Raw genomic sequence first — 22,074 nt, 5'->3', positions numbered from 1 at the left:
CAGGCGCACGGCGCGCTAGCGTAGCTCCAGTGAATACGGCTACCAGTGTTTGTTTTGTCTGTTGCACAAGGGCCTGTAAACCCAGAGCCGTAAAAGTGGCCATACTCGATAGTCCCAGTCTTGGGTCAGGCCACCTCCTAATCTAACTGACCGCTGCAAAATCCGATTGGTTTGGAAATCGGAGGTTTGCCAACGCACCGATGTCGGCAAACAGGAACCAATTCCCTTCGACACCGTTCTCTAGCTGAGCCTCCATTACGGCCGAAACTCGATGTAGACCCTGCCCACGTTCCTCACCTTCGGACCGGACTCTTGGAAGTAATCCAGGCTCTACAACCATTGAAAAGGCAGCACAAATGGCACGTCAGACCTATCAGACTGAAATTGGAAATGCCGGAGAAACGCAGCAACTGGGCGGCCCGGCATTGACCACTAACCATGGCATTCCGATCTCCGACAACCAGAACAGCTTGCGGGTGGGGCAGCGGGGGCCGACCCTGTTGGAAGACTTCATCCTGCGCGAGAAGATTTTTCACTTTGACCACGAGCGTATTCCCGAGCGGATCGTTCATGCCCGTGGGTCGGCGGCACATGGCTATTTTGAATGCACCGACCCTATTCCAGAGCTCAGCCGCGCCAGACTGTTTGCCGAGAAGGGCAAGAAAACGCCGCTGTTCGCTCGGTTTTCGACGGTGGCAGGTGGTGCCGGGTCGGTTGATACCCCGCGAGATGTGCGCGGCTTTGCGGTGAAATTCTACACGGATGAGGGCAACTGGGATCTCGTCGGCAACAACATTCCGGTGTTCTTTATCCAAGACGCGATCAAATTCCCCGATCTCATCCATGCGGTGAAGATGGAGGCGGACAAGGGCTATCCGCAGGCGGGATCTGCGCATGACACTTTCTGGGATTTCGTCTCATTGATGCCGGAAACCATGCATACGGTGATCTGGGCGATGTCTGATCGGGCCATTCCCAGATCATTGCGGATGATGGAGGGCTTTGGGGTTCATACCTTCAAGCTCGTGAACGCTGAAGGCAATGTTCATTTCGTCAAATTCCACTGGCGTCCGCGTCTGGGTATGCAATCGCTGGTCTGGGACGAAAGCGCCAAATTGCAGGGGGCCGACAACGATTACCACCGCCGCGACCTGCATGAAGCGATTGCGGCTGGCGATTTCCCCGAATGGGATTTTGCGGTGCAGGTGTTTGATCAGGCTTTGGCGGACAGCCTGCCGTATGATGTGCTGGACCCGACCAAGATCATCCCGGAAGATATCGTGCCGCTGCGGGTGATTGGCCGCATGGTGCTGGATCGCAATCCAGACAACCATTTCGCCGAGAATGAACAGGTGGCGTTCCTGCCGTCAAACATCGTGCCGGGGATCGACTTTTCTGATGACCCGCTGCTGCAAGGGCGGTTGTTTTCATATCTGGACACGCAGAAATCACGGTTGGGGACGACGAATTTCCACCAGATTCCGATCAATGCGCCGAAGTGCCCCTATGCCAATATGATGCGCGACGGGCTGATGCAATCCGCTGTGCCGAAGGGCCGCGCCAATTACGAGCCGAACAGTCTGGACCAAGCTGGTGAAGACCCCGGCCCCCGTGCCAGTGCGACGGGATTTGTGACTTCACCGCAAGAAGTTACGGGAGAAAAGCTGCGCATCCGCGCGGAAACCTTTGGTGATCATTACAGCCAGCCGCGGATGTTCTGGTGTTCGCAAACCGAAAATGAGCAGGCCCATATCGCATCGGCTTTCGTGTTTGAACTGTCGAAGGTCGCGCTTGATCACGTCCGCGAACGTGTTCTCCGTAATCTGCAAAATGTTGATCTTGCGCTGGCGCAGCGCGTCGCCGATGGCATCGGCACGGCCTTGCCCCCAGCGTCGAAACCGTTCCGCGCGCCAATAAATCTTGCTCCATCTGATGCGCTTTCGATCCAGAAAAACTGGCAGCAAACACTGAAAGGTCGCAAGATCGGGCTGCTGTTTGGCGAAGGCTCTGACAAAGCCGAGATAGACAAACTCATTGCGACCATCAAGGCGGAAGGTGGCAGCGTTTTCACCGTCGCGCCGAAGGTTGGTGTGTTGAAGCTGAAAGGCGGCGAGATGAAAGCCGATGGCCAACTGGCTGGGTCGCCTTCTGTGTTGTTCGATGCGATTGCCATGATCCTTGCGCCAGAGGTGGCTGAAAAGCTGACCAAAGACTCGGCGGCTGTTGGGTTTGTCAGTGATGCCTTCGTGCACTTGAAGGCGGTCGGTCATTGCAATGGCTCAAAGGTCATTCTTGCACGTGCAGGCATCGAACCGGACGAGGGGGTGGGACATTACCGCGACCTTCCTCAAACCGCCAAACGGCGTTATTGGGCACGCGAAGCGACGATCCGCAACCTTGCATGATATGATTACGCCCGTCCCCTATGGGGCGGGCGCTTTATGGCAACTGTGCGCTTCGTATCGGGCTAAGGCGACAATACTGTAGTTAGCGTTTATGGCGTTGAGATCAGAAGATCTTGACGCTTCTATGAGAGAACTTTTTAAGATTATATTTTAAATTATGCGATTCAACACATCTGTTAAAAATAAATAAGACCTTTCTACACGGTGGTGATTTTTTTGAATGCTGGGCGAAACTCCGCCAACTGTGATTAAGACGATAGATCCCACGGAACTTTCCTCCCAGCGCAGTGTTTCCTTATTACTTGGGTGGTCGCAAACGAGCGCGCAACCCGTCATTCTAAGGAGGAAAATCATGCGTGGATTTCAAACAAATGTGCTGGGTGCGGCGTTTATCGTCACACTTGGCAGTGCCACATTTGCACAAGCCGAAACGATGGCACCCGCCGCTGCGCCCGCAGGCGACTGCGAAGCGCAATTCACCGCGCTGGACGCGGATGCAAACGGCTATCTAACCGACGCAGAAGCACCGCGTGAGTTCGCACGTGCCCGCGTTGATGCTGTGACGCCAGAAGACAGCGGCATCAGCAAAGCGGCGTTCTTGGAACTATGTGGTTCGGATCATTGGACGCAAAATACCGCTGAAGAAGGTGCGCCTTTCGAGGGCGCAAATAGCTTCACCGAGGAACAGGCCCGCGACCGGGCCGTCGCGTGGAACGTCATGGATGTCTCGGCACTGACGCTGGATGAAAAAGGTGTCTGGCGCGGCACTGGCAAGCTTGATGGCGCCGATGTGTCGGTTGCCATCGACTACAAGGGCAACGTCGTGACCACGCCGAAAGCGTGAGCATTTTCGCGCCTAAACCACAACAGCATTGGAGAATATTATGCCTGTAACAACAAGAGTCTATGATGACTATACCTCAGCACAAACTGCGATGGCGAACGTAAACGCGCTTGGTCTGTCCGGGGTCGATGTGTCGCTGATCGGCGATGAAGGCTTTCGCGATTATGATCAGGGCATGATCCAGCGCGACACCATCACGGGACGCGCGGTGACGATCACCGCTGATCCCGATGCCTCTGGCACATCGACGGGCGCTGGTATTGGTGCGGTGCTTGGCGGCGGCGGTGGTCTGCTGGCTGGCCTTGGGATGCTGGCCATTCCGGGCGTTGGTCCGGTGGTTGCTGCGGGCTGGTTGGCCGCAACTGCCGTTGGTGCGATTGGCGGCGCGTTGGCGGGTGGCGCAGTCGGTGCCATTGTCGATCTTGGTCTTTCGGAAGCGGATGCGCCGGTTTTTTCGGAGGCAATCCGGCGTGGTGGTGTGGCAGTCAGCGTCAAATTCCCAGAAGAGTCTCGTGCCGCCGTGGTAACGGCTTTGGACAGCGCCCCGACACTGTCGCTGGATGATCGCCGCATCGGCTATGAGGCTGAAGGCTGGCGCTCTGAGGAAACCGATGAGGAACGTGAGATGCGTCTGCGCGTAACGCGCCCGATGGATCCGCCAATCGGCTTTTGAATTTGCTGAGTAATTGTGAAATCAGTGCCTTGGGGCCACTTTATTGTGGCCCCATTTTTCATGCTGAGGGGATGTTTTATATTAAACGCCTTGGCCGGTGATATTTGCCTTGTGCCTCGGGTGATGATCCCCATCTAATCCGTGGCGGGATGTGATCCGCGTTTGCGTATTGCTTTCGATCCGTCACGGCGGCCAGATTTTAAGGAAATGACGATGACACGCATCTTCGCATCGGCATTGCGCCGGGCAAATCGGCTTATGCGACCTGCCAAGCTGAGCAAAGCAGGCCGCCCAGTTCAGAAAATGATGGCAGGATTGATGCTGGCTTCACTAGCCGCGCCAACGAAGCCAAAGACCACCAAGCCACGCAAGGTGGCGCATAAAGTAGGGCAATCGCTTGGCACAGTGATGAAGCAGTTGCGCGCTGTGCAATCCCTGATGCCGGGGGCCTTGATGCCGGCGGCGGTGGATCGCTCAAAAGCACGGATGACTGCACCCAGTATTCCAAAAGGCGCGCAGTATCTTAGCCGCACGCATCGCTCCGCCGCAGGATCGCGCGGCTACAAACTGTACTTGCCCGCCAGCCAACCAAAACGACCCCGTGGCCTGATCCTTATGCTGCATGGTTGCACACAGACCCCGGACGATTTCGCAGCTGGCACCCACATGAACGCGCAGGCCGAGAAACACGGCCTCGCCGTCGCCTATCCGGCGCAAACTGGCAGCCACAATGCGGCATCCTGCTGGAATTGGTTCAGGCCAGACGACCAGATACGCGGCGCGGGTGAGCCCGCTATTCTGGCATCGCTGACGCGCAAGCTGATGAAAGACTTTGGCCTTGGTCGCGATGCGGTCTTCGTGGCTGGATTGTCCGCAGGTGGCGCGATGGCGGCCACTTTGGCAGATGTCTACCCGGATATCTTTTCGGCAGCCGGGGTGCATTCCGGGCTGGCCCGAGGCGCTGCCCGCGATATGCTTTCGGCCATGTTGGCGATGCGCAACGGCGGCACCTCTGGCAATGTGGCCCCTGCTGCTCCGCCCTCAGAGCCCGTACGGCGGATTATTTTTCAGGGCGATGCCGACAGCACTGTGCATCCGTCCAATGCGTCGATGATCGTCGCGGCAGCTGTAGGTGACGATACAAAACCAGCAAAAGTCATCAAACGCGCAGTGCGCGGGCGCAATTATAGCCGCAGCGAATTTACTGCACCTGATGGCACTGTTCTGCTAGAATTCTGGTTGATCGAAGGCGCGGGTCATGCTTGGTCAGGGGGCCGTGCGGCGGGATCTTATACTGACGCCAAAGGCCCTGATGCCTCAGCACAGATGCTCCGGTTTTTTCTGGCGAAATCCGCGTGAGGTGGGATTTTGGATGCGGACGTCCGCGCCCTGCTCTGCAATCCACTGAAGGGATTAGGCGGCACTGTCTTTCGCAAGCAGGCGGGCCATTGCGTCGGTTATTGCGTGATCGGTGTAGGGTTTAGCGAAGTAACGGCTGCCTAGGGGCAGACTGCTTTCGTCAAGAATGGCCTGCCCCGATGCAACGATAAGCTTCACGGGCGGCCATCTGTTACGGATGTAATGCGCGAGTTTGATCCCGTCCATCGTGCCCGGCATCTGAACGTCGGTGAACACCAGATCAATGTCGTCTCTCGATTCCAGGATGCGGATTGCTTCATCGGCATCTTGTGCCTCTAGCGACTCATAGCCTGCGGATTGCACAAGATCGACTGCTCCCATCCGAATAAGCGCGCTGTCATCCACCACCAGTACGACTGCTCTACCGTTCTTCATGTATTGCTCGTTTATATGAAACGGGATTTCTGCGATCCCCGCGATTACAGCGCTTCGGCGGCATTTTGGTTCCTATGCAGCCGTTGGAACGGCGGCTTGGTCTTGCGCGTCCGCCTGATGCCTGATGGTCACGATGGTGCCGGGTTCAGCACTGCTGACTTCGAGTTCGCCTTGAAGGTTTTTGGTCAGCGCCTCGACAATGCCAGTGCCCAAGCCCGGTTTGGGTGCTGCCCGACCGACTGGCATACCAATGCCATCGTCGGCGATTATCAGTGTCCAGTCACAGTCTGAAGACCGGTAGCTGACCGTGATTTTTCCCTTTGGTTGATCGGGGAAAGCGTGCTTCAGCGCATTGATCACCAGTTCCGTGACGATCAGCCCCAAGCTGACCGAAACATCGGCTTCGACCGAGCTGTCGTCGACATCCACGGCGATGGAGAGGCGGTCTTCATCCGCGATCATCGATGCGCCAAGGCTTTCACACAGTAGGGTCAGGTAAGCTTTTAGCGGCACTTTACCGCCCTTTGACGTGGAAAGCTGCTTTTGCACTGCCGCAATCGACATCACGCGATGATGGGCGTTTTGAAGATGGCCGCGCGCTTCGTCGGATTGCACCCGGCGCGCGCTTTGCATCAGAACGCTGGCGATGATCTGAAGACTATTGGCAACGCGGTGCTGCACTTCTTGAATCAAAATCGCCTTTTCGTTCAGCAAATCATCTTTCAGCCGGGCGGCAGCGCGCGCGTCGGTCACGTCTGTAACCGCCACTAGCAACCGGATATGATCCTTCTCGCCGTCGTCTAAGATCTGCGCGTTGACAACCAGTTGCCGTGTTTTTTGATTGGGTCGCTTTAGATCAAGTTCATATGCTTCAATCCTTGCGCTGCCCGAGGCCGTTGCATTCAGCAACGAGGTCAGCTTGGGTATCGCCCATTCGCCATCCCCAAGCGCGCTAAGGTGTCTGCCAACAATTGTCGCGGGGGCAATGTCAAAGGCTCTGCAAAACGAAATGCTGGCGGCGATGATCTTAAGATCTGCCGAAAGGAACAGCAGTGGCTCGTTGGAGAAGACCACCACTGCAAGCGTGCTTGGCGCTTCGACATACACTGTAGATTTAGTTGGCATAATTGGCCCCCATGGGCCGAAAACTCGCGAAGCGAGCCATCACTCGGCAGGACCGCGTTTAACCCCGAGGTGGTGAGGCAACGATCTAAGGCAATATAGCATGTTTGTCGGGGTCGGCACCACTCTAAATTGAATAAATGGCTGGAGAGTTGAATCGCGCATCCAGACCTGGACCATCACGCGCGCCCACGCATGAGCGGTTCCGAGTGATTGCACAACAGCGATGGCTGTGCCGAAAACACTGGTCCTATCCGACCTATAGGCAGTGAGCGTCCACTTCGAAAGTACCGAGGGCATTGCTTCGGAACCATCCTGCGAGCCGTGCGTTCAACTGTATGTCGATGTCAGATGGCACGACGATCTCGCATATTATGGATGGCGAATGTTCAGCATCTCATCGCCACTGTTTAAGCAAACCTCGGCGCATAAATACGTCCTGTACGCGACAGTCACCGCAGCCGTCATGACGTTGGCGTTTTGGCTGCTTAGACAAGTTCAATGGAGCGATATCCTAGCATCTGTGGGTGACCTTTCCGCCGAAAGCTTGATTGCGGCAGCTTTGGCAACCGGATTCAGCTTTTGCGGACTGGTTGCCTACGATGTGATTGCGGTCCGTCATCTGCGGTTGTCTGGCATCTCAAACCGTCGGGCAGCGGCGGCAGGGGCCGTAGCCTACGGCGTGACGAATTTCATCGGTTTTCCGTGGCTCACGGGCGCGATGGTGCGAAATGTGTTCTACCGCGACACCGTGGCGGGCATCGGGGCATTGATGACTGTTGTGCTGTCCTCGTGGGTTGCGTTCTGGGTCACGGCTGCGGCAATTATTGGAGCGGTTTTGCTATTGGACCCCGAAATCACCATGCGCGCCGGACTGACATCGCACGGCGGAAGATTGGGCGTCGCGCTGCTGCTGGGCGTTGCCAGGCTGATGATATGGCAGGCCGATGGCAGGCATATCATGCTGGTTGGCCAAAGGTTTACCTTACTGAAACGGCGTGTCACGCTGGCGCAATGTGGTGCGGCATTGGTGGATCTGACCGGATCTGCTGCAGTGCTTTATGTCTTTTTGCCTGCCGAGGGGGCAAGCGATGTCGCGTCGTTCTTTGTACTGTTTGTGGTGGCGGTGGGCGCAGGCGTCCTAAGCCATATTCCTGCCGGAGTCGGGGCCTTTGAAGGTAGAATTCTGCTGGGTATGCAGGGGGTTGATCAATCCGCGGTCACCACGGCGCTGGTTATGTATCGCGCCATGCGCACCGTTTTGCCGTTCCTTCTGGCCAGCTTGGTGCTGGTTGCCCTGGCGTTCGCCCGACGCGACCAACCGGAGCAAGCGTCATGAAAATCACCACGTTTTCTGAATTGACGATTGATGGCTGTATGACACTGGGCCACGGTCTGTCCAGCAAGGCCCTGTTCGACTTCTACGGAGCCGAGTTGCGCCAATGGTTTCACGGCGAACGCGCGGCGCATGATGCCATCATGGTGGGGGCAGGCACTGTTCGCGCTGATAATCCCGAACTGACCGTCCGCCATGTGATAGGCCGCAACCCTCTGCGGGTAATTCCCACGAATGACGGCAATATTCCTGCGGGCAGCCATATTCTGAGTGATGGCCTTCCGACACTGTTCGCCGTGCCGCAGACCCTGCCGCATGCCGTGCGTGATCGCCTAACAGCCCATCTCGGCGTAAGCCTGATGGACTGCGGTGAGACTGTCGTGGATCTGAAGGAGGTTGCCAAGCGGCTGTCTGCGCGGGGCGTTGGCAGTCTGATGGTGGAAGGCGGCAGCCGCCTTTTGCACGGGTTGTTCGCGGCAGGTTTGGTGAACCGCATTGTCATCAAACATATTCCGGTGATCAGTGGGGCCGTGGATGCTCCAACCTATCTCGCGGCTTACGCAGGTAGCCTTGGGATGGCGCTGTCGCGCTGGCAGGTTGTCGATTGGCGGCTGATCGGGGGGATCGGCGTTTCAATTTACGAGCCGCTGAAAGGAACACCCGAATGACACGCGATGAGCTTTTGATCCTTGGTGCGGACTTGCGTGAGCGGACGGGTGACGCGCCACCTGCAGTTTACGATCTGCGGATTGACGACCCGAGCCTCGCAGACAGCCACTCACTGCAACTGATGGAGCATGTGCAGCATCAAGCGTTGATGCGCAGCTATCAGGGGCGGTTTGTGTTGCTGCCGGATGTCGCAAACGGCTCGGTGGTGGATCAGATGCGCCGTCACTACGACCCGGCCTCCATGCTGCGGCTGGATCAGCACCGCAGCGCGCTAGAGACCGCTTTGATCGGACCGATGGCCGAGCGAGTTGCTGCGGAGGTGACGATCCAGACCTGCGCCGATTACATCGACGATATGTTGGGCGGCATACAATCCGCCCCGCCTAGCGATTTCCTGCTGTGGCTGGATGGAATTGACGAGCGCGAGCATCTCTATCGGAACTTCTTGATTCAGTCGTCCACTGACCTGCTGGCGGAAGCCTCTGCCTCGGCTTTGGGGGTGATTGGGGAATACGGCCCGCCGCAATCGGCGCTGTTCCGCATTCTGATCGACGAATTTGGCTACGGCGTGCATGACAAAAAACACAGCGTGCTGTACCGCAAAACCTTGCGCGGATTTGGCTTGTCTGAACAGTACAACGGCTATTGGCCGCTGTTCGACACTCCTGCGCTTGCGCTGCACAATGTTATCCATTCGCTGTTTCAAAGCCCGCGCAACTTCTTCCGCCAGATCGGTTTCCTGCTTTATGCCGAAACCAGCTATCAGCGCTCGACTGGCGATCACTACCGCCATCTGCGCAAATACCATCCGACCGTGGATGCCACCTATTTCGGCGAACATGCCCATATCGACATTCATCACTCGGATATGGTGGTGAATGAGGTGGTCAAGCCGCTGGTCGCCCGCTTTGGCGAGGATGTTGGGCAAGAGATCATCTTGGGCGCAGAACTGACCCGCGCCGCCTTTGGTGTCGCAGATCGGCATCTGCTGGCGGTGAGCCAAGCCTTTGATGCTGCGGTGCAGGCGGGCGAGGCCAGCTATGGCTTGGCCGCAGTCAACGCGACGGGGCGGTGCGTTACGCCTGATAGTGCCGCGGGTTCGACCAGACTTCAGGTCGGTGGCATTGGTCAAATCTCGGCTGCCGCCTTTGCCAGCTTTCCGGCCGGGTCCATCGGGCGCGAGGTGTAGCCATGGCAGCGCATACATGGATCGGCCGCGACTTGCCCCCCATCACTCGCGATGGCCGCGACTATTTTCTGCTGTCGCATCAGGGAGCGCTGTATCTGGTGTACAACCTTTGCCCGCATCGCGGCGGTCCGTTGAAGTTTGGCTACGTCAACGACAGCGATGCCGTGGTCTGTCCGATGCACGGCAATGCCTATTCTGCCGATCGGTTGATCGCCCGCCCCACCACCCTGCGTTTGATCATTGAGGAAAACCGGCCATGAGCGTGACCTATCTGCTGGATGAAGGCGGCGCGTTCAAAACCGCAAACTTGGTGTCCTTGCTGCGCGGCGTCTTGATCCCGCCGATTGTGGTCTTGCTAATGCGCCACATGAATACGGCGGCCTTGGCGCTTTATGTGCTGGCAGTGGCGACGGATGGGCTGGATGGCTGGCTGGCACGGCGATCCGGACGCTGTTCTGAGTTTGGCGCCGTGCTGGATTCGGTGATCGACAATGTATTCTCGCTCTCCATCGCTGTCTTTTTGTGGCTGGCTTTGCCGAGCCTTTACGCAGATTATTCCCTCGCGCTCGCAGTACTGTTCATCGCACCCATTGCTTATCTTGCGGTGTCTTGGGCGATGACCGGACGCGTCATCATGTTTCACTTTCACTCGGCACGGCTCGGGGCACTGGTGCTGTTTGCGCTCTGGCCCGCAGTGGCGCTGACCGGGGCTACATGGCTGGTGCCTGTCGCCGCACTGGTAATCGCCGCCAGCCGCATCGAACAGATTCTGTTCATGGCACGCGGCGGTCGCGACCCCGATGCCCGCCACCTATGGCAAGCCATTGCGACCACTCCGTTAGAAGGAGCTTTGTCATGAACGCACCGATCCAATGGGGGGCTGCAACGGCATGGTCGCGTGGGCCGATAGTCACCTCGCCCGCGCCCGACCGCAACACCATCGGTGTGCCCGCCGGCACATATGCCACCTACCGCGCTTTGGCTGTCGCAACCGGTGATCTTAGCCCGAACCATCGACCCGACTATCAAGACACCCAACCCGCCGTTTCGATCGGGCCATTTCCGCAATGGCGGGACAAGGCCAAGATTGTCACCTTTGATCCTTGGGGCCATCGTACAGCGCAGGATTTCCGCGTGGATATCGCGGCAGGCCGCAACCTGCGTCCGTCGATTGCCATCACCACCGGTCACCTTGCCATTGCTGAAATCGCGCAGGCCGTACAGCAAGGCGCACTGAGGTCTGATGGCAAAGTTTTGCTTGAAAACAATGAGATATGCGTCACAAAAATCGCCATCGAGCCGGTCTGGTATCTGCCGGGTATTGCCGCCCGTCTGAAGGTTGACGAGGGCGCCATGCGGCAGGCCCTCGTCGATCATTCCGGCGGGATGTATCCCGAACTGATGACGCGCCCCGATCTGAAGCTATTCTTGCCGCCCATTGGCGGATCGAGCGTCTACATCTTTGGCGATCCGGCGTTGCTTGGACAAAGCCATGCGCGCGTGACAGCCCGCGTGCATGATGAATGCAACGGATCGGACGTGTTCGGCTCGGATATCTGCACCTGTCGTCCCTATCTGATCCATGGCATCGAGGAATGCATCCGCGGCGCGCAGGCAGGTGGGCTGGGGATCGTGGTCTACAATCGCAAAGAGGGGCGGGCTTTGGGAGAGGTCATGAAGCTGCTGGTTTACAACGCCCGCAAGCGTGCGAATGCAGGCGACGTTCCTGCCGCCTACTTTCAGCACACCTGCGCGGTTGCAGGCGTCGAAGACATGCGGCTGCAGGCCCTGTTCCCCGATGTTTTGCATTGGCTTGGGGTGCGACGCATTTGGAAATGGGTGTCGATGAGCAACCTGAAAAGTGCGGCATTGTTGGCGGCTGGGATCACGATTGACACCCAAATCGAAATCCCAGCTGAGCGCATCTCGATCAACGCGCAGGTGGAGATTACCGCCAAGATCGCCTCTGGCTATTTTAGTGGGCGGCTGTGACAGATCAGGTCTGCCGTCAAAGTTTCTCGGAGTGGAATAGATCCCAATAAGATCACGGACTTTTAGTGCTACGACCGCTCAAGTGGATGAGCCCGGCCACGAGTTGAAAGTGATACGCCCCGGGGAGTCGAGATATGCTTTTGAAGCCAATGACATCTGTACTGAGCGATATCTGAAATTTCTATTGTAAAGTAGTGCTTCTTCACGAATGACCGCAAACTGGCATATCGGTCCAAACGGCACTCTTGCTGGGCCGGCTCGACCATAGCGATGAGGCACTTTCTGGACCATGATTGAACAACAGCTTTCCGGATGCAGCGGTGCAGCGCACCCGGAGACCGAAAGTCAGCTTAGGCAAAGTCGCACTACGGCCCGCTACGCTCGTAACTCAGCCGCGAAGGGCTGTGCACAACAGACACCTCCGTTCGCTGCAGCACACGTCGAGCGACAGCATTTGGGAATGCTGCCCCGCAGCATGGATCGAGCTAGACTGGCAGCTAAGGGCCGGCCGCGTCGACTGGGCCAGCGCCAGACCGGGCTGCCCCTCTGCTGCGCCGCCGAAAGGCGGCTTCGAGCCCATCTCAGACATTCGACCAAACAGCAGCATGCCACAGCCTTCGCTGGTGCAGTGGAAGACTCGGCCCAATTCTGACGTTCACGGGAGCCTGACGCACGGTCTAGCAGATCGGCCAAGCATTCATCACGCAGTATGTTCTGCCTAAGAATTCCTTAAGTGGCGATCGGACCATGACAGGTCTAAAATGACGATGCAGCAGATGGTCAGGCAAGCGCCTCCACAAACTGATCCCATTGGGCTCTCGCGATCGCATCTGGCCCGGCAATGGCCCAATAGCTCTCGTGATGCTGTAGTACCTCCTCACCAAGCCGGACAAGTCGCCCACTGGCCAGATCCACTTTACAAAGTGGTAGTGACCCGAGGAGCACTCCCCTACCGGCGCGCGCAGCTCCGAGCGCGGATAGAAATGTGTCAAACCGCAAATAGGGCACCGGCGTCGTAGAGATGCCAAAGCGGGTGGCCCAATCGGTCCAGCCGGGGCGTGGGCCGGAACAGGCAATGCGCGGCCATTTCGTCCAGTGCCCTCCGCTTTGGGCGAGTTCAGGCGACGCGATGGGCGCGATCTGTTCGTCAAAGAGTTGCAGCTTGTGATCATGCTGCCAAGCGCCGGTGCCATAGCGGATGCGGATGATGTCGTCCAAAGCGGCATCAAATGCGCCAAGGACCATTGGACACAACGGAGCAACTTAAGTCTGCCTTTGCAGCGTGCACCCTCGAATTACGCAGCACTCTTCCATTTTAAAGGGGTAACATAAACGATGCGATCACCGGCGCTGACCATAACATCGCCATCCTGAACATTGATCTGAAGCTTCATCGTGCGGCTTGCCAGCATGGCCAGTTCGCCAGTGTCTTTCTCGGAAAAACCGATCACTTGCAGGTTTTCAAAGCGCGTGGTGGTGCCCTTGATCTTGTCCCACCACACTTCCGCCGTTCTGCCGCCGTAAGGATAAACGATCACCCGGTCGGCCTTGCTACAGGACTGACGCATCACTTTCTCGCTGGGAAGCCCCAAGGCCACCCACACGTCAAGCTCGCCGCTCAGGCTTTTTTGCCAAATGTCTGGCTCGTCATCCGTTGAAATGCCTTTCGTCATTTCCAATTTCTCATGGGCATTGAGCGCAAAAGCGACAATGCGCACCATCAGCCGTTCATCGGTCTCCGACGGATGCTTGGCCACGGTCAGCTTATGGGTCTCATAATAGTGGCGATCCATGTCCGAGACCGAAAGCTCGACTTTGTAAATGGTGGCATTTTGCGCCATGATTTGTCCTAAAACTTCAAAGATTTGGATGCTTACTGGGTCTGGCGACCTTGTGAAAGCAGATAACGAAGCCAGGGACATTTGGGGCGAACAGGAGCTGCCAAGATGTCCAATCTCACCGTTTGGGTCGTTTGCTATGTATTCGGCCAACACCCTCATCGCGGCGTTTGAAGCGGGGCAATATAACTGGGGTAGCCCGGATTGCCCATCGATCGCTCTCCTTGAGGCGCCCTGGTCGTGGCGCAGGCCTGAGATCAACGGGGCCAGCCCTGGCTACCCGCAACCTTGTGGCGTCAGAACGATCAATCTATCTGACACGCCGCAAGAAGTTTGCCGTGCGCATGTCTTGCGGCGCGTCGAAGATTTGGGCAGGCGTGCCTTGCTCCACGATGCGCCCGCCGTCCATGAAGATAACCCGGTCGGCAATTTCGCGCGCGAATTGCATCTCATGCGTGACGATCAGCATCGTCTGCCGCCGCTCGGCAACGCGGCGCATCAGGTCCAACACCTCGCCCACCCATTCGGGGTCGAGCGCCGATGTGGGTTCGTCCAGCAACATCAGGGCCGCGTCCAGCGCCATGGCGCGGCCGATGCCGATGCGCTGTTGTTGACCGCCAGACAGGGCGGCGGGGTAGCTCGCGGTCTTGTCGGAAAGGCCGATCTCGCCCAAGATCGCGTCGGCCCGCGCCTCGGCCTCAGCGCGGGGCTTGCGCTGAACGGTGATGAGGGCTTCGGTGATGTTGTCGCGGGCAGTCTTGTTGGCGAACAGCGCATAGTTCTGAAAGACGAACGCCGTTCGGCGGCGCAGCGCTAGAATTTGCGCAGAGGTGGCTGTTGTGGCGTCGACCGTCAGATCCCCGATACGGATCACACCGCTGTCGGGGCGGTCAAGATAGTTCAGACAGCGCAGCAGGGTCGACTTGCCCGTGCCAGAGGGGCCGATGATCGCCACGCGCTCGCCCGCCGCGATGTCAAGGTCGATACCGTCCAGCACGGTGTTTGTCCCGTAGCGTTTGGTCAGTCCACGAATGCTGATCATCGGGCGATAGCCTTGTTCAGGTGGCGTTCCAGCTGCTTTTGCAGGAAGGACAGGGTTTCGACGATGGCCCAATACAGCACGGCCACGACAAGGAACGCCTCGAAATACAAGAAGCTGCCAGCAGCCTCCTTCTGCGTCGCCCCCATCATTTCGGTCACACCAAGGGTGAAGGCAAGCGAGGTGCTTTTGATCATGTCGATGAAGTAATTCACTAAGGTTGGTGCCGCCACGCGGGCCGCCTGCGGCAGTATGATCCGGCGCATCGACTGCGCCTGCGTCATGCCGACGGCCTGTGCAGCCTCCCACTGACTGCGATCAACGCCAAGGATCGCGGCGCGGATGCTTTCGGCCATGTAGGCGGAAAAATGCAGCGTCAGCCCGATGATCGCCGCCGTCACGCCATTGATCCCGGACAGAACCGGCAGGATTTGCGGCAGGCCATAGTAGAACAGAAACAACTGCACCAGCAGGGGCGTTCCCCGAAAGAAGCTGATGAAAAGCTGCACAAACTGGTCCAGCACCGGAACGCGCATCACACGTTCCACCGCCATCAGGCAAGCCAACAGCAGAGCGCATACCATCGCGGCAAGCGCCATACCGATCGTCAGCGGCACGTAGCCCAGAATGACGGGCACCAGCCCAAGCATGTAGTCGATGTCGAGAGCCCGCATCGCGTCAGCCTGTCGGCGCGGTCACGTCAAGACCCAGCCATTTTTCAGAAATCGCCTTCAGCGTGCCGTCAGCTTTCATCTCGGTCAGCGCCGCATCCAGCCTGTCACGCAGGGCCTGGCCCTCGGCATCGTCGCGGAAGGGCAAGGCGTTCTGAATTTCGCTGAACGGGGGACCGGCAAGGGCGAGCGGCAACGGGCTTTCCTTGATGACCTGCGCCGAGGACACACGGTCCATCACGAATGCATCGATCCGACCCAGCGCCGTGTCCTGTTCGATATTACTTTCGTAGGTGCGGATGTTAATTTCGCTGGCAAACGGCAGTGCGCGCAGCAGTTGCTCGAAGTTGGATCCTAGGTTAACCCCCACAGAACGGCCCTTCAGGCTTTCGACGCCCGTGATTTCGGTCTCGTTGCCCTTCTTCACCACGACTTGCGCGCCGTCATAGACATAGGGCTGACTAAAGGCGAATTTCGCCGCGCGCTCGGGGGTGATGGTGATTTGGTTGGCAATCGTGTCGATTCGGCCGGATTCCAGCGCGCCAATCAGACCGGAGAATGACATGGTGGAAAATTCCACCGTATCGCCCGTCCTTTCGGCAAGGGCATTCATCAGATCGACCTCAAAGCCCTGTAGCTTGTCCTGCCGAACAAAGGTGAAGGGGAAGTATCCGCCGGACATACCGACACGAATGGTCTCTGCAGCGGCGGGGAGAACAACGGCTCCGGCCATCAACGCGGCAAGTGATAGAGATTTCAACATCTGACGCTCCTGTATCTCGACTACAGAAGATGCTTGCGACAGGTGTAGAGATCAAGACGCATTGCGGAACAAGCACGGCAGAGCCCGGCCCGTGGGATGTTGCAGGATAGCCATCCGTAATTTGGCGTGAAATCAGGTCTTTTTCCTCAAGTGTTTCGTGCGCAGCGGACAATGGTTTGCTCTGCATTACCCGTTGATGTCGCTGAGTTTGAAAGCCGGCAAATCCAAACCTCATTTTCACCGATGAGGCGATCTTTTCACGAAACCAATCATATTGTTCAGCCATCGACGAACAACTCGCGCGATCGCTCTCCGGCCCTTTCACCTTGATGCGGCGCCTCAGGTCGAAGTCCGCCATTGCGTTGCCCAAGGCACTGTCGAAATCGGGCTCAAAGCCGTCATTCGGCGGCGCAGCAATGAGTGTTTCCTGTCTGGCATAGGCCAATCGACGTTCGGCCCATAGCTGCCGGTCAAGCTCGCCCCTTGCTGCGTGACAGCATTCCTCGAACCTGCCGCTCGATTTGTGACGCAGCAAGAATCAATCGACTATGCGCCTATCCGCAGAGGCGAGGGCTAAGTCTGCTGGAAATGTGCGAGCGCCCAAGGGAAATCCCGGTATTGGCGCTGCACCTGGAGACTTCCGGAGATTCATGCTTTCGATCTTGGCCTAGTTTGCCACGCAATCGGCGAAGTACTGCACCGAACTGTCCTCCCCGACCTCTTGCACCAGCCCATGGATATCGGTCTCGAACCCCGGGCATTCGCGTGCGAATTCGCGGTTGAACTTCAGGTATTGCACGATCTTGGTGTTGAAGACCTCGCCAGGGATCAACAGTGGAATGCCCGGCGGATAGGGCGTGACGAGGCTGGTGGTGATGCGCCCCTCCAACTCGTCGATCGGCACGCGTTGCGTGGTCCGCCGCGCGATATGAGAAAACGCGTCGCTGGGTTTCATCGCGGGCGTCAGATCGCTGAGGTACATGTCCGTGGACAGGATCGCCACGTCGTACTTGGCGTAGAGCTTGCGGACGTGCTGGCAAAGATCGTGCAGGCCCATCTTTTCATAGCGCGGATGCTTGGCGCAGAATTTTGGCATAGTCCGCCACATCGGCTGGTTTCGATCGTAGTCATCCTTGAACTGCTGAAGTGCTGTCAGAAGCGTGTTCCAACGGCCTTTGGTGATGCCGATGGTGAACATGATGAAGAAGCTGTAAAGATCGGTCTTCTCAACGACAACCCCATGTTCTGCAAGGTATTTTGTGACGATGGAGGCCGGAATGCCGGAATCCTGGAACCAGCCGTTCATGTTCAAGCCTGGCGTGATGATCGTTGCCTTGATCGGATCAAGCATGTTGAAGCCGGGCGCCATGTCACCAAAGCCGTGCCAAGACTCGTCGCCAGTGGCCGTTTGCACGCCCTCGGCGTCCGTCCGGCGCAGCACCCAGTCCTTGGCGCGGCCGATGCCTTCCTCTTCCAACGCTTCCGGGCCCCAGACCTGAAACCACCAGTCGTTGCCAAATTCCTCGTCAACTTTGCGCATCGTCCGGCGGAAGTCGAGCGCCTCCATGATGCTTTCTTCGACCAGTGCCGTGCCGCCCGGCGGCTCCATCATCGCCGCGGCCACGTCGCAGCTGGCGATGATGCTGTATTGCGGGCTGGTAGAGATGTGCATCAGATAGGCTTCGTTAAACAGGTGCCGGTCAAGTTTGGTGTTCTGGCTGTCCTGCACCAGAACGTGACTGGCCTGGCTAATGCCGGCGAGCAGTTTGTGGATCGATTGGGTGGCGTAGGTCACGGTTGCCTTCGGCCGCACCCGGTTGCGTCCCATTGAGTGGAAGGTACCGTAGAACGGGTGAAAGCCCGCGTGCGGCAGCCATGCCTCGTCAAAGTGCAGGTTGTCGACATAGCCATCCAAGAGGCCCTTGATTGTCTCGGTGTTGTAAAGGACGCCATCATAGGTCGACTGGGTCAGCGTCAGGATGCGTGGCTTGACCGCATCGGCATCAACACCGGCCAAGAGCGGATTGGAGCGGATCTTTGCCTTGATCGCCTCAATCTCGAATTCGCTTTGCGGGATCGGGCCGATGATGCCGTAGTGGTTGCGGGTCGGGCGGAGAAAGACCGGGATCGCCCCCGTCATAATGATGCTGTGCAGAATGGATTTGTGGCAGTTGCGATCCACCACGACCACGTCGCCCGGCGCCACCGTATGGTGCCAGACCATCTTGTTGGACGTCGACGTTCCGTTGGTCACAAAAAAGCAATGGTCGGCGTTGAAGATGCGCGCTGCGTTGCGTTCAGAGGCCCCGATGGCCCCGTTGTGGTCCAGTAGCTGGCCAAGTTCCTCGACCGAGTTGCACACATCCGCCCGCAGCATGTTTTCGCCGTAGAACTGATGATACATTTGTCCGATCGGGCTTTTCAGAAAGGCCACGCCCCCCGAATGCCCCGGGCAGTGCCACGAATATGAACCATCTTCGGCATAGTCGAGCAGCGCCTTAAAGAACGGCGGCTGGATGCCTTCGAGGTAGATCTTGGCTTCGCGAATGATGTGGCGGGCGACAAATTCTGGCGTGTCCTCGAACATGTGGATGAAGCCATGCAATTCGCGAAGGATGTCGTTTGGCAGATGGCGGCTGGTCTTGGTCTCTCCGTATACATAGATCGGCACATCGGCATTCTTGCGCCGCACTTCCTCGACAAAGCTGCGCAGGTTGGTGATGACCGGATCAATATCTGGGCCGGGGCTGAATTCTTCGTCGTCAATGGACAAAATGAAGGCGCTGGCCCTCGATTGTTGTTGTGCAAATTGCGAAAGATCCCCGTAACTTGTGGCCCCCAACACTTCGAAACCTTCATTTTCAATGGCTTGCGCCACCGCCCGAATACCTAGGCCAGACGAGTTCTCAGAGCGGAAATCTTCGTCAATGATAACGATGGGGAAGTGAAACTTGATACGACTTTCCTTCCAGGAGGTCCGCAGGATGGGAATACATTGCGCTTCGTGACTGACCCAGCTCTCGTTGCGGACCGTCCAGTTTGCAGTTTATGTCTTTCTGTTGATCTGCTCGCAGTCAAGTCCTGCCGAGCCAAACCCCTTTAAGGTCATTGAGACCTTGCCGCAGTCACAGCGTCCGTTCATCGTAATGTATCCGATGCCGCTCTGTCGTATGTCAGGGTCGGGTACCAATCCGTGCCCCGGCCCTCCGGCGTGCAATCAAGAATGTTCCACAGCGGCATCAGGTCGGGTGCGCCGCGCGGGTCCTGCCCGGGGTCGGCTGTAGATCCGCCCATCTCACCGCTCCAGAAATGCCGGATGGTCCCGTCACCGCGCGTGAAGACGTTGAATGCGGGAACATCCTCGTCCTCGGCGCTGACGTAATCGCGAGTGAAGTCTCCCGCGATGTCAGAATATAGCCGAAGGTGCTGCCAGCCGCGTTCCTGCTTGAAGGCCACAAGGCGTTCGATCGGTGACCGCGCGGTCACCACCAGACTTATGCGTTGGTCCACATCCAGCGCCTCGCCATCCCAAGCGGCCAGCAATGAGGAACACATCGGGCATGGACGCGCGCGCTGCGGCCCGAACATCCAGCTGTAGATCGCAAGGGTTTGCTTGTCGCCAAAGAGGTCCGCGAAGCTGACCGGACCGGCTTCGCCTAAGAACTGGTAATCCTGCGGCACGATGCCACCGGAAGGCAAACTGCGCCGTTGCTTAGCCACCCGTTCGATATGGCGGCGCAGTTCAATCTCTTCGGCCAACAGCGCGTCACGCGCCTGCCGGTATTCCGGGCTTTCTCCGGGAAAGCGGACACCGTTGTTTCGCGCCAGTTCTTCGGCAGGTGACAGCGTGAGATTAAGTGACATGAGTTTGTTCCTTTCAGGGGACGGGACTCATTGTGAAAATCAGTACGTGCGAGCCATTCCGGTGATGACGGCTAAATTTCAGTTCCTTCCACGGAAGGCCGCGCCGTTCGCCCACACAGATCTGACCGTTTGATCGCGTGACACTAACTCCTTTCAAAGTCATGCGTTCCTGATCGCAATGAATCAGGGCATCACGTCGGCGGAGACCAGCGCAAGCAGCCAAGCTCAAGCCAAATTTCAAAATTGCACCCGCCGCGCCGTTCAGGGAAAAGCCAACCGAGTGAACAGGCGGCTTGCCGCCCTCCCGGTTGCTCCGGCGGGCTTCTCGTCATGGTTCGCAGGAATGGCTGCTTTTTCAAGGTCTCTGCGGTAGCTTTGCCGCACTGCCGTTAGACGGCTTTCCGCCCTTCAGGCCGATCAGGCCGCACTGAAGCATGTTCCAATTCAGCAGTAATGAATGGCAGCATTGTCCCGCAAAGCAGACACGGCAGACTAGGGTTCGGGCTTGCTGCCGCGCAGCTGGACAGCACGATCTAGAGACGGGCGATCTGCGGTTCAGATTTCGGAGCGCCTGACGTTGCCCCCAAGTTTTATCCAGCGTGAGCGAGACTCCGGGTTTGAGTTTGGCCCTTTTGGGCGGGGTGGGCAACGGGGGCTGGCGCGGAGCTGATCGAATTGCGGAGCGTCAGATCCCGTTGCGGGGTGAAGGTCAGGGCGAAGGCGGCGGGCGTTTGCCAGCCGAGGCGCGAGTGGGGTCGTTCGGTATTGTAGTCGTTGCGCCAGGCGGCCAGCGTCACACGGGCATGATGCAGGGACGGGAAGAGGGTTTCGTTCAGAAGCTCATCCCGCAGGCGACCGTTGAAGCTTTCGATGAAGGCATTCTGGGTCGGCTTTCCAGGCGCGATGTAGTGCCAGTGGATCTTTCGGTCATCGGCGAAGATCAGGATCGCGTTCGAGGTGAACTCGGTGCCATTGTCACTGACCACCGTTGCAGGCTTGCCGCGAGCCTCAAAGAGGGTCGCCAGTTCCCGCGCCACACGCGCGCCTGAGAGTGAGGTGTCGGCAACCAACGCCAGACATTCGCGCGTGCAATCATCCACAACGGTCATGATCCGGAACCGGCGTCCATCGGTCAACTGGTCAGACACAAAATCCAATGACCACCGCTGGTTCGGCGCAAACGGCAGCGCCATCGGAGCGCGCGTGCCGATCGCCCGTTTGCGCCCACCCCGACGGCGCACTTGGAGCCTTTCTTCGCGATAGATGCGAAACAAGCGCTTGTGATTGACCTCGTGGCCTTCGCGCCGCAGGAACACATGGAGGCGCCGGTAGCCGAACCGGCGTCGGACCTTGGCCAATTCATTCAGCCGTTCCCGTAGCACCGCGTCATCCTGACGGACCACCTCATACCGCATGGTCATCCGGCAACATCCGATCACCCGACACGCCCGCCGCTCGCTCATCCCATGGCCCTCCACAAGTTGTGCTACCGCTTGCCGCTGCGCGGCGGGCGCTACCATTTTTTTCCGAGGAGATCCTTCAGCGCCGCATTGTCGAGCATGGCATCCGCCAGCAACCGCTTCAGCCGGGCGTTCTCGTCTTCGAGGCCCTTCAGCCGCTTTGCCTCGCTGACATCCATGCCGCCATACTTGGCCTTCCATTTGTAAACGGTCGCATCGCTGACACCGTGCTTGCGGCACAGGTCGGCCACAGAAATCCCGGTCTCATGCTCTTTCAGAATGCCGATGATCTGATCCTCGGTGAACCTGCTGCGCTTCATCTCTCTGGTCCTTTCGGTTGGGCCAGAGTCTATCTCAAACTGGATTAGCCGCAGGGGGCAACGTCAGGGTCAACGTCACACAAGGTGGCGGTAGG

At 58.0% G+C, this 22,074-nt stretch carries 20 protein-coding genes; 10 read left to right on the top strand and 10 right to left on the bottom strand.

Going from position 1 to position 22,074, the window contains the following annotated elements; all coding sequences use genetic code 11:
* The first annotated feature begins 356 nt into the window (after nt 1-356).
* The 4 genes from AKV04_RS02820 (at nt 357) to AKV04_RS02805 (ending at nt 5,281) form a co-directional block, all read left to right on the top strand.
* Complete coding sequence (locus AKV04_RS02820) at nt 357-2,405, top strand: catalase (protein WP_054004980.1); 2,049 nt, start codon at nt 357-359, stop codon at nt 2,403-2,405.
* 352 nt (nt 2,406-2,757) lie between these two features.
* The gene (locus AKV04_RS02815) at nt 2,758-3,249 is read left to right on the top strand and encodes a hypothetical protein (protein WP_054004979.1); all 492 of its coding nucleotides are present in this window, start codon (nt 2,758-2,760) and stop codon (nt 3,247-3,249) included.
* Nucleotides 3,250-3,289: 40 nt separating this feature from the next.
* Nucleotides 3,290-3,922 carry a hypothetical protein gene (locus AKV04_RS02810; protein ID WP_202905555.1) on the top strand — a complete coding sequence of 211 codons (633 nt, stop codon included), beginning with the start codon at nt 3,290-3,292 and terminating at the stop codon, nt 3,920-3,922.
* A 213-nt stretch (nt 3,923-4,135) separates the two neighbouring features.
* The gene (locus AKV04_RS02805; protein ID WP_082351494.1) at nt 4,136-5,281 is read left to right on the top strand and encodes an extracellular catalytic domain type 1 short-chain-length polyhydroxyalkanoate depolymerase; all 1,146 of its coding nucleotides are present in this window, start codon (nt 4,136-4,138) and stop codon (nt 5,279-5,281) included.
* 54 nt (nt 5,282-5,335) lie between these two features.
* Here AKV04_RS02805 and AKV04_RS02800 read toward each other — a convergent pair whose 3' ends face one another.
* On the bottom strand, nt 5,336-5,716 hold the full coding sequence (locus tag AKV04_RS02800; protein ID WP_054004976.1) for a response regulator: 381 nt from the start codon (nt 5,714-5,716) through the stop codon (nt 5,336-5,338).
* A gap of 72 nt (nt 5,717-5,788) precedes the next feature.
* Nucleotides 5,789-6,841, bottom strand: coding sequence for a sensor histidine kinase (locus AKV04_RS02795; protein ID WP_054004975.1), 1,053 nt, complete (start codon nt 6,839-6,841; stop codon nt 5,789-5,791).
* A 382-nt stretch (nt 6,842-7,223) separates the two neighbouring features.
* On the opposite strand from AKV04_RS02795, the gene AKV04_RS02790 reads away from it, so the two are divergent.
* From AKV04_RS02790 to AKV04_RS02765, 6 genes are read left to right on the top strand one after another with little or no spacing between them, the layout of a single operon-like run.
* Nucleotides 7,224-8,177 (top strand): lysylphosphatidylglycerol synthase transmembrane domain-containing protein, encoded by a 954-nt coding sequence (locus AKV04_RS02790; RefSeq protein ID WP_054004974.1) that lies wholly within the window; start codon nt 7,224-7,226, stop codon nt 8,175-8,177.
* Nucleotides 8,174-8,842, top strand: a complete 669-nt coding sequence (locus tag AKV04_RS02785; protein WP_054004973.1) for a RibD family protein — start codon at nt 8,174-8,176, stop codon at nt 8,840-8,842. The genes AKV04_RS02790 and AKV04_RS02785 overlap by 4 nt, the downstream gene beginning before the upstream one ends.
* Nucleotides 8,839-10,032 (top strand): iron-containing redox enzyme family protein, encoded by a 1,194-nt coding sequence (locus AKV04_RS02780; protein WP_202905554.1) that lies wholly within the window; start codon nt 8,839-8,841, stop codon nt 10,030-10,032. Before AKV04_RS02785 ends, AKV04_RS02780 begins: the two co-directional genes overlap by 4 nt.
* 2 nt (nt 10,033-10,034) lie before the next feature.
* On the top strand, nt 10,035-10,292 hold the full coding sequence (locus AKV04_RS02775) for a Rieske (2Fe-2S) protein (RefSeq protein ID WP_054004972.1): 258 nt from the start codon (nt 10,035-10,037) through the stop codon (nt 10,290-10,292).
* Entirely contained in the window at nt 10,289-10,891 is a 603-nt protein-coding gene (locus AKV04_RS02770) for a CDP-alcohol phosphatidyltransferase family protein (protein WP_054004971.1), read from the top strand. Before AKV04_RS02775 ends, AKV04_RS02770 begins: the two co-directional genes overlap by 4 nt.
* Entirely contained in the window at nt 10,888-12,024 is a 1,137-nt protein-coding gene (locus tag AKV04_RS02765; protein ID WP_202905553.1) for a GTP cyclohydrolase II, read from the top strand. Before AKV04_RS02770 ends, AKV04_RS02765 begins: the two co-directional genes overlap by 4 nt.
* Before the next feature lie 780 nt (nt 12,025-12,804).
* On the opposite strand, the gene AKV04_RS02760 is transcribed toward AKV04_RS02765, so the two are convergent.
* The 8 genes from AKV04_RS02760 to AKV04_RS02725 form a co-directional block, all read right to left on the bottom strand.
* A complete protein-coding gene (locus AKV04_RS02760) occupies nt 12,805-13,242 on the bottom strand; it encodes a LysR substrate-binding domain-containing protein (RefSeq protein ID WP_235815519.1) in 438 nt (145 codons plus the stop codon).
* A gap of 77 nt (nt 13,243-13,319) precedes the next feature.
* Nucleotides 13,320-13,865, bottom strand: coding sequence for a YaeQ family protein (locus AKV04_RS02755; protein ID WP_054004968.1), 546 nt, complete (start codon nt 13,863-13,865; stop codon nt 13,320-13,322).
* A 307-nt stretch (nt 13,866-14,172) separates the two neighbouring features.
* Nucleotides 14,173-14,904 (bottom strand): amino acid ABC transporter ATP-binding protein, encoded by a 732-nt coding sequence (locus AKV04_RS02750; protein ID WP_054004967.1) that lies wholly within the window; start codon nt 14,902-14,904, stop codon nt 14,173-14,175.
* Nucleotides 14,901-15,575, bottom strand: a complete 675-nt coding sequence (locus tag AKV04_RS02745) for an amino acid ABC transporter permease (RefSeq protein WP_054004966.1) — start codon at nt 15,573-15,575, stop codon at nt 14,901-14,903. Before AKV04_RS02745 ends, AKV04_RS02750 begins: the two co-directional genes overlap by 4 nt.
* Before the next feature lie 4 nt (nt 15,576-15,579).
* Nucleotides 15,580-16,335 (bottom strand): amino acid ABC transporter substrate-binding protein, encoded by a 756-nt coding sequence (locus AKV04_RS02740; protein ID WP_054004965.1) that lies wholly within the window; start codon nt 16,333-16,335, stop codon nt 15,580-15,582.
* Nucleotides 16,336-17,002: 667 nt separating this feature from the next.
* Nucleotides 17,003-19,291 carry an arginine/lysine/ornithine decarboxylase gene (locus tag AKV04_RS02735; RefSeq protein WP_054004964.1) on the bottom strand — a complete coding sequence of 763 codons (2,289 nt, stop codon included), beginning with the start codon at nt 19,289-19,291 and terminating at the stop codon, nt 17,003-17,005.
* A gap of 182 nt (nt 19,292-19,473) precedes the next feature.
* Nucleotides 19,474-20,199, bottom strand: coding sequence for a DUF899 family protein (locus AKV04_RS02730; RefSeq protein WP_054004963.1), 726 nt, complete (start codon nt 20,197-20,199; stop codon nt 19,474-19,476).
* Between the two features lie 590 nt (nt 20,200-20,789).
* Nucleotides 20,790-21,979 (bottom strand): IS3 family transposase gene (locus AKV04_RS02725; protein ID WP_156317321.1). Its coding sequence is split into 2 segments (ribosomal slippage): nt 20,790-21,721 and nt 21,721-21,979, totalling 1,191 coding nucleotides; the frame shifts between segments, so codons are not numbered across the junction.
* Nucleotides 21,980-22,074: the final 95 nt, after the last annotated feature.

The organism is Cypionkella psychrotolerans (assembly GCF_001294535.1).
GTDB lineage: Bacteria > Pseudomonadota > Alphaproteobacteria > Rhodobacterales > Rhodobacteraceae > Cypionkella > Cypionkella psychrotolerans.
The sequence above is the reverse complement of the archived record's forward strand: the minus strand, read 5'-3'. Positions and strand labels throughout refer to the sequence as shown.

Coding starts and splice junctions, on each gene's coding strand:
- AKV04_RS02780 (WP_202905554.1), top strand. CDS start 8,839: ATGACACGCGATGAGCTTTTGATCCTTGGTGCGGACTTGCGTGAGCGG.
- AKV04_RS02745 (WP_054004966.1), bottom strand. CDS start 15,575: ATGCGGGCTCTCGACATCGACTACATGCTTGGGCTGGTGCCCGTCATT.
- AKV04_RS02755 (WP_054004968.1), bottom strand. CDS start 13,865: ATGGCGCAAAATGCCACCATTTACAAAGTCGAGCTTTCGGTCTCGGAC.
- AKV04_RS02815 (WP_054004979.1), top strand. CDS start 2,758: ATGCGTGGATTTCAAACAAATGTGCTGGGTGCGGCGTTTATCGTCACA.
- AKV04_RS02750 (WP_054004967.1), bottom strand. CDS start 14,904: ATGATCAGCATTCGTGGACTGACCAAACGCTACGGGACAAACACCGTG.
- AKV04_RS02795 (WP_054004975.1), bottom strand. CDS start 6,841: ATGCCAACTAAATCTACAGTGTATGTCGAAGCGCCAAGCACGCTTGCA.
- AKV04_RS02730 (WP_054004963.1), bottom strand. CDS start 20,199: ATGTCACTTAATCTCACGCTGTCACCTGCCGAAGAACTGGCGCGAAAC.
- AKV04_RS02790 (WP_054004974.1), top strand. CDS start 7,224: ATGTTCAGCATCTCATCGCCACTGTTTAAGCAAACCTCGGCGCATAAA.
- AKV04_RS02775 (WP_054004972.1), top strand. CDS start 10,035: ATGGCAGCGCATACATGGATCGGCCGCGACTTGCCCCCCATCACTCGC.
- AKV04_RS02800 (WP_054004976.1), bottom strand. CDS start 5,716: ATGAAGAACGGTAGAGCAGTCGTACTGGTGGTGGATGACAGCGCGCTT.
- AKV04_RS02805 (WP_082351494.1), top strand. CDS start 4,136: ATGACACGCATCTTCGCATCGGCATTGCGCCGGGCAAATCGGCTTATG.
- AKV04_RS02765 (WP_202905553.1), top strand. CDS start 10,888: ATGAACGCACCGATCCAATGGGGGGCTGCAACGGCATGGTCGCGTGGG.
- AKV04_RS02820 (WP_054004980.1), top strand. CDS start 357: ATGGCACGTCAGACCTATCAGACTGAAATTGGAAATGCCGGAGAAACG.
- AKV04_RS02770 (WP_054004971.1), top strand. CDS start 10,289: ATGAGCGTGACCTATCTGCTGGATGAAGGCGGCGCGTTCAAAACCGCA.
- AKV04_RS02810 (WP_202905555.1), top strand. CDS start 3,290: ATGCCTGTAACAACAAGAGTCTATGATGACTATACCTCAGCACAAACT.
- AKV04_RS02740 (WP_054004965.1), bottom strand. CDS start 16,335: ATGTTGAAATCTCTATCACTTGCCGCGTTGATGGCCGGAGCCGTTGTT.
- AKV04_RS02785 (WP_054004973.1), top strand. CDS start 8,174: ATGAAAATCACCACGTTTTCTGAATTGACGATTGATGGCTGTATGACA.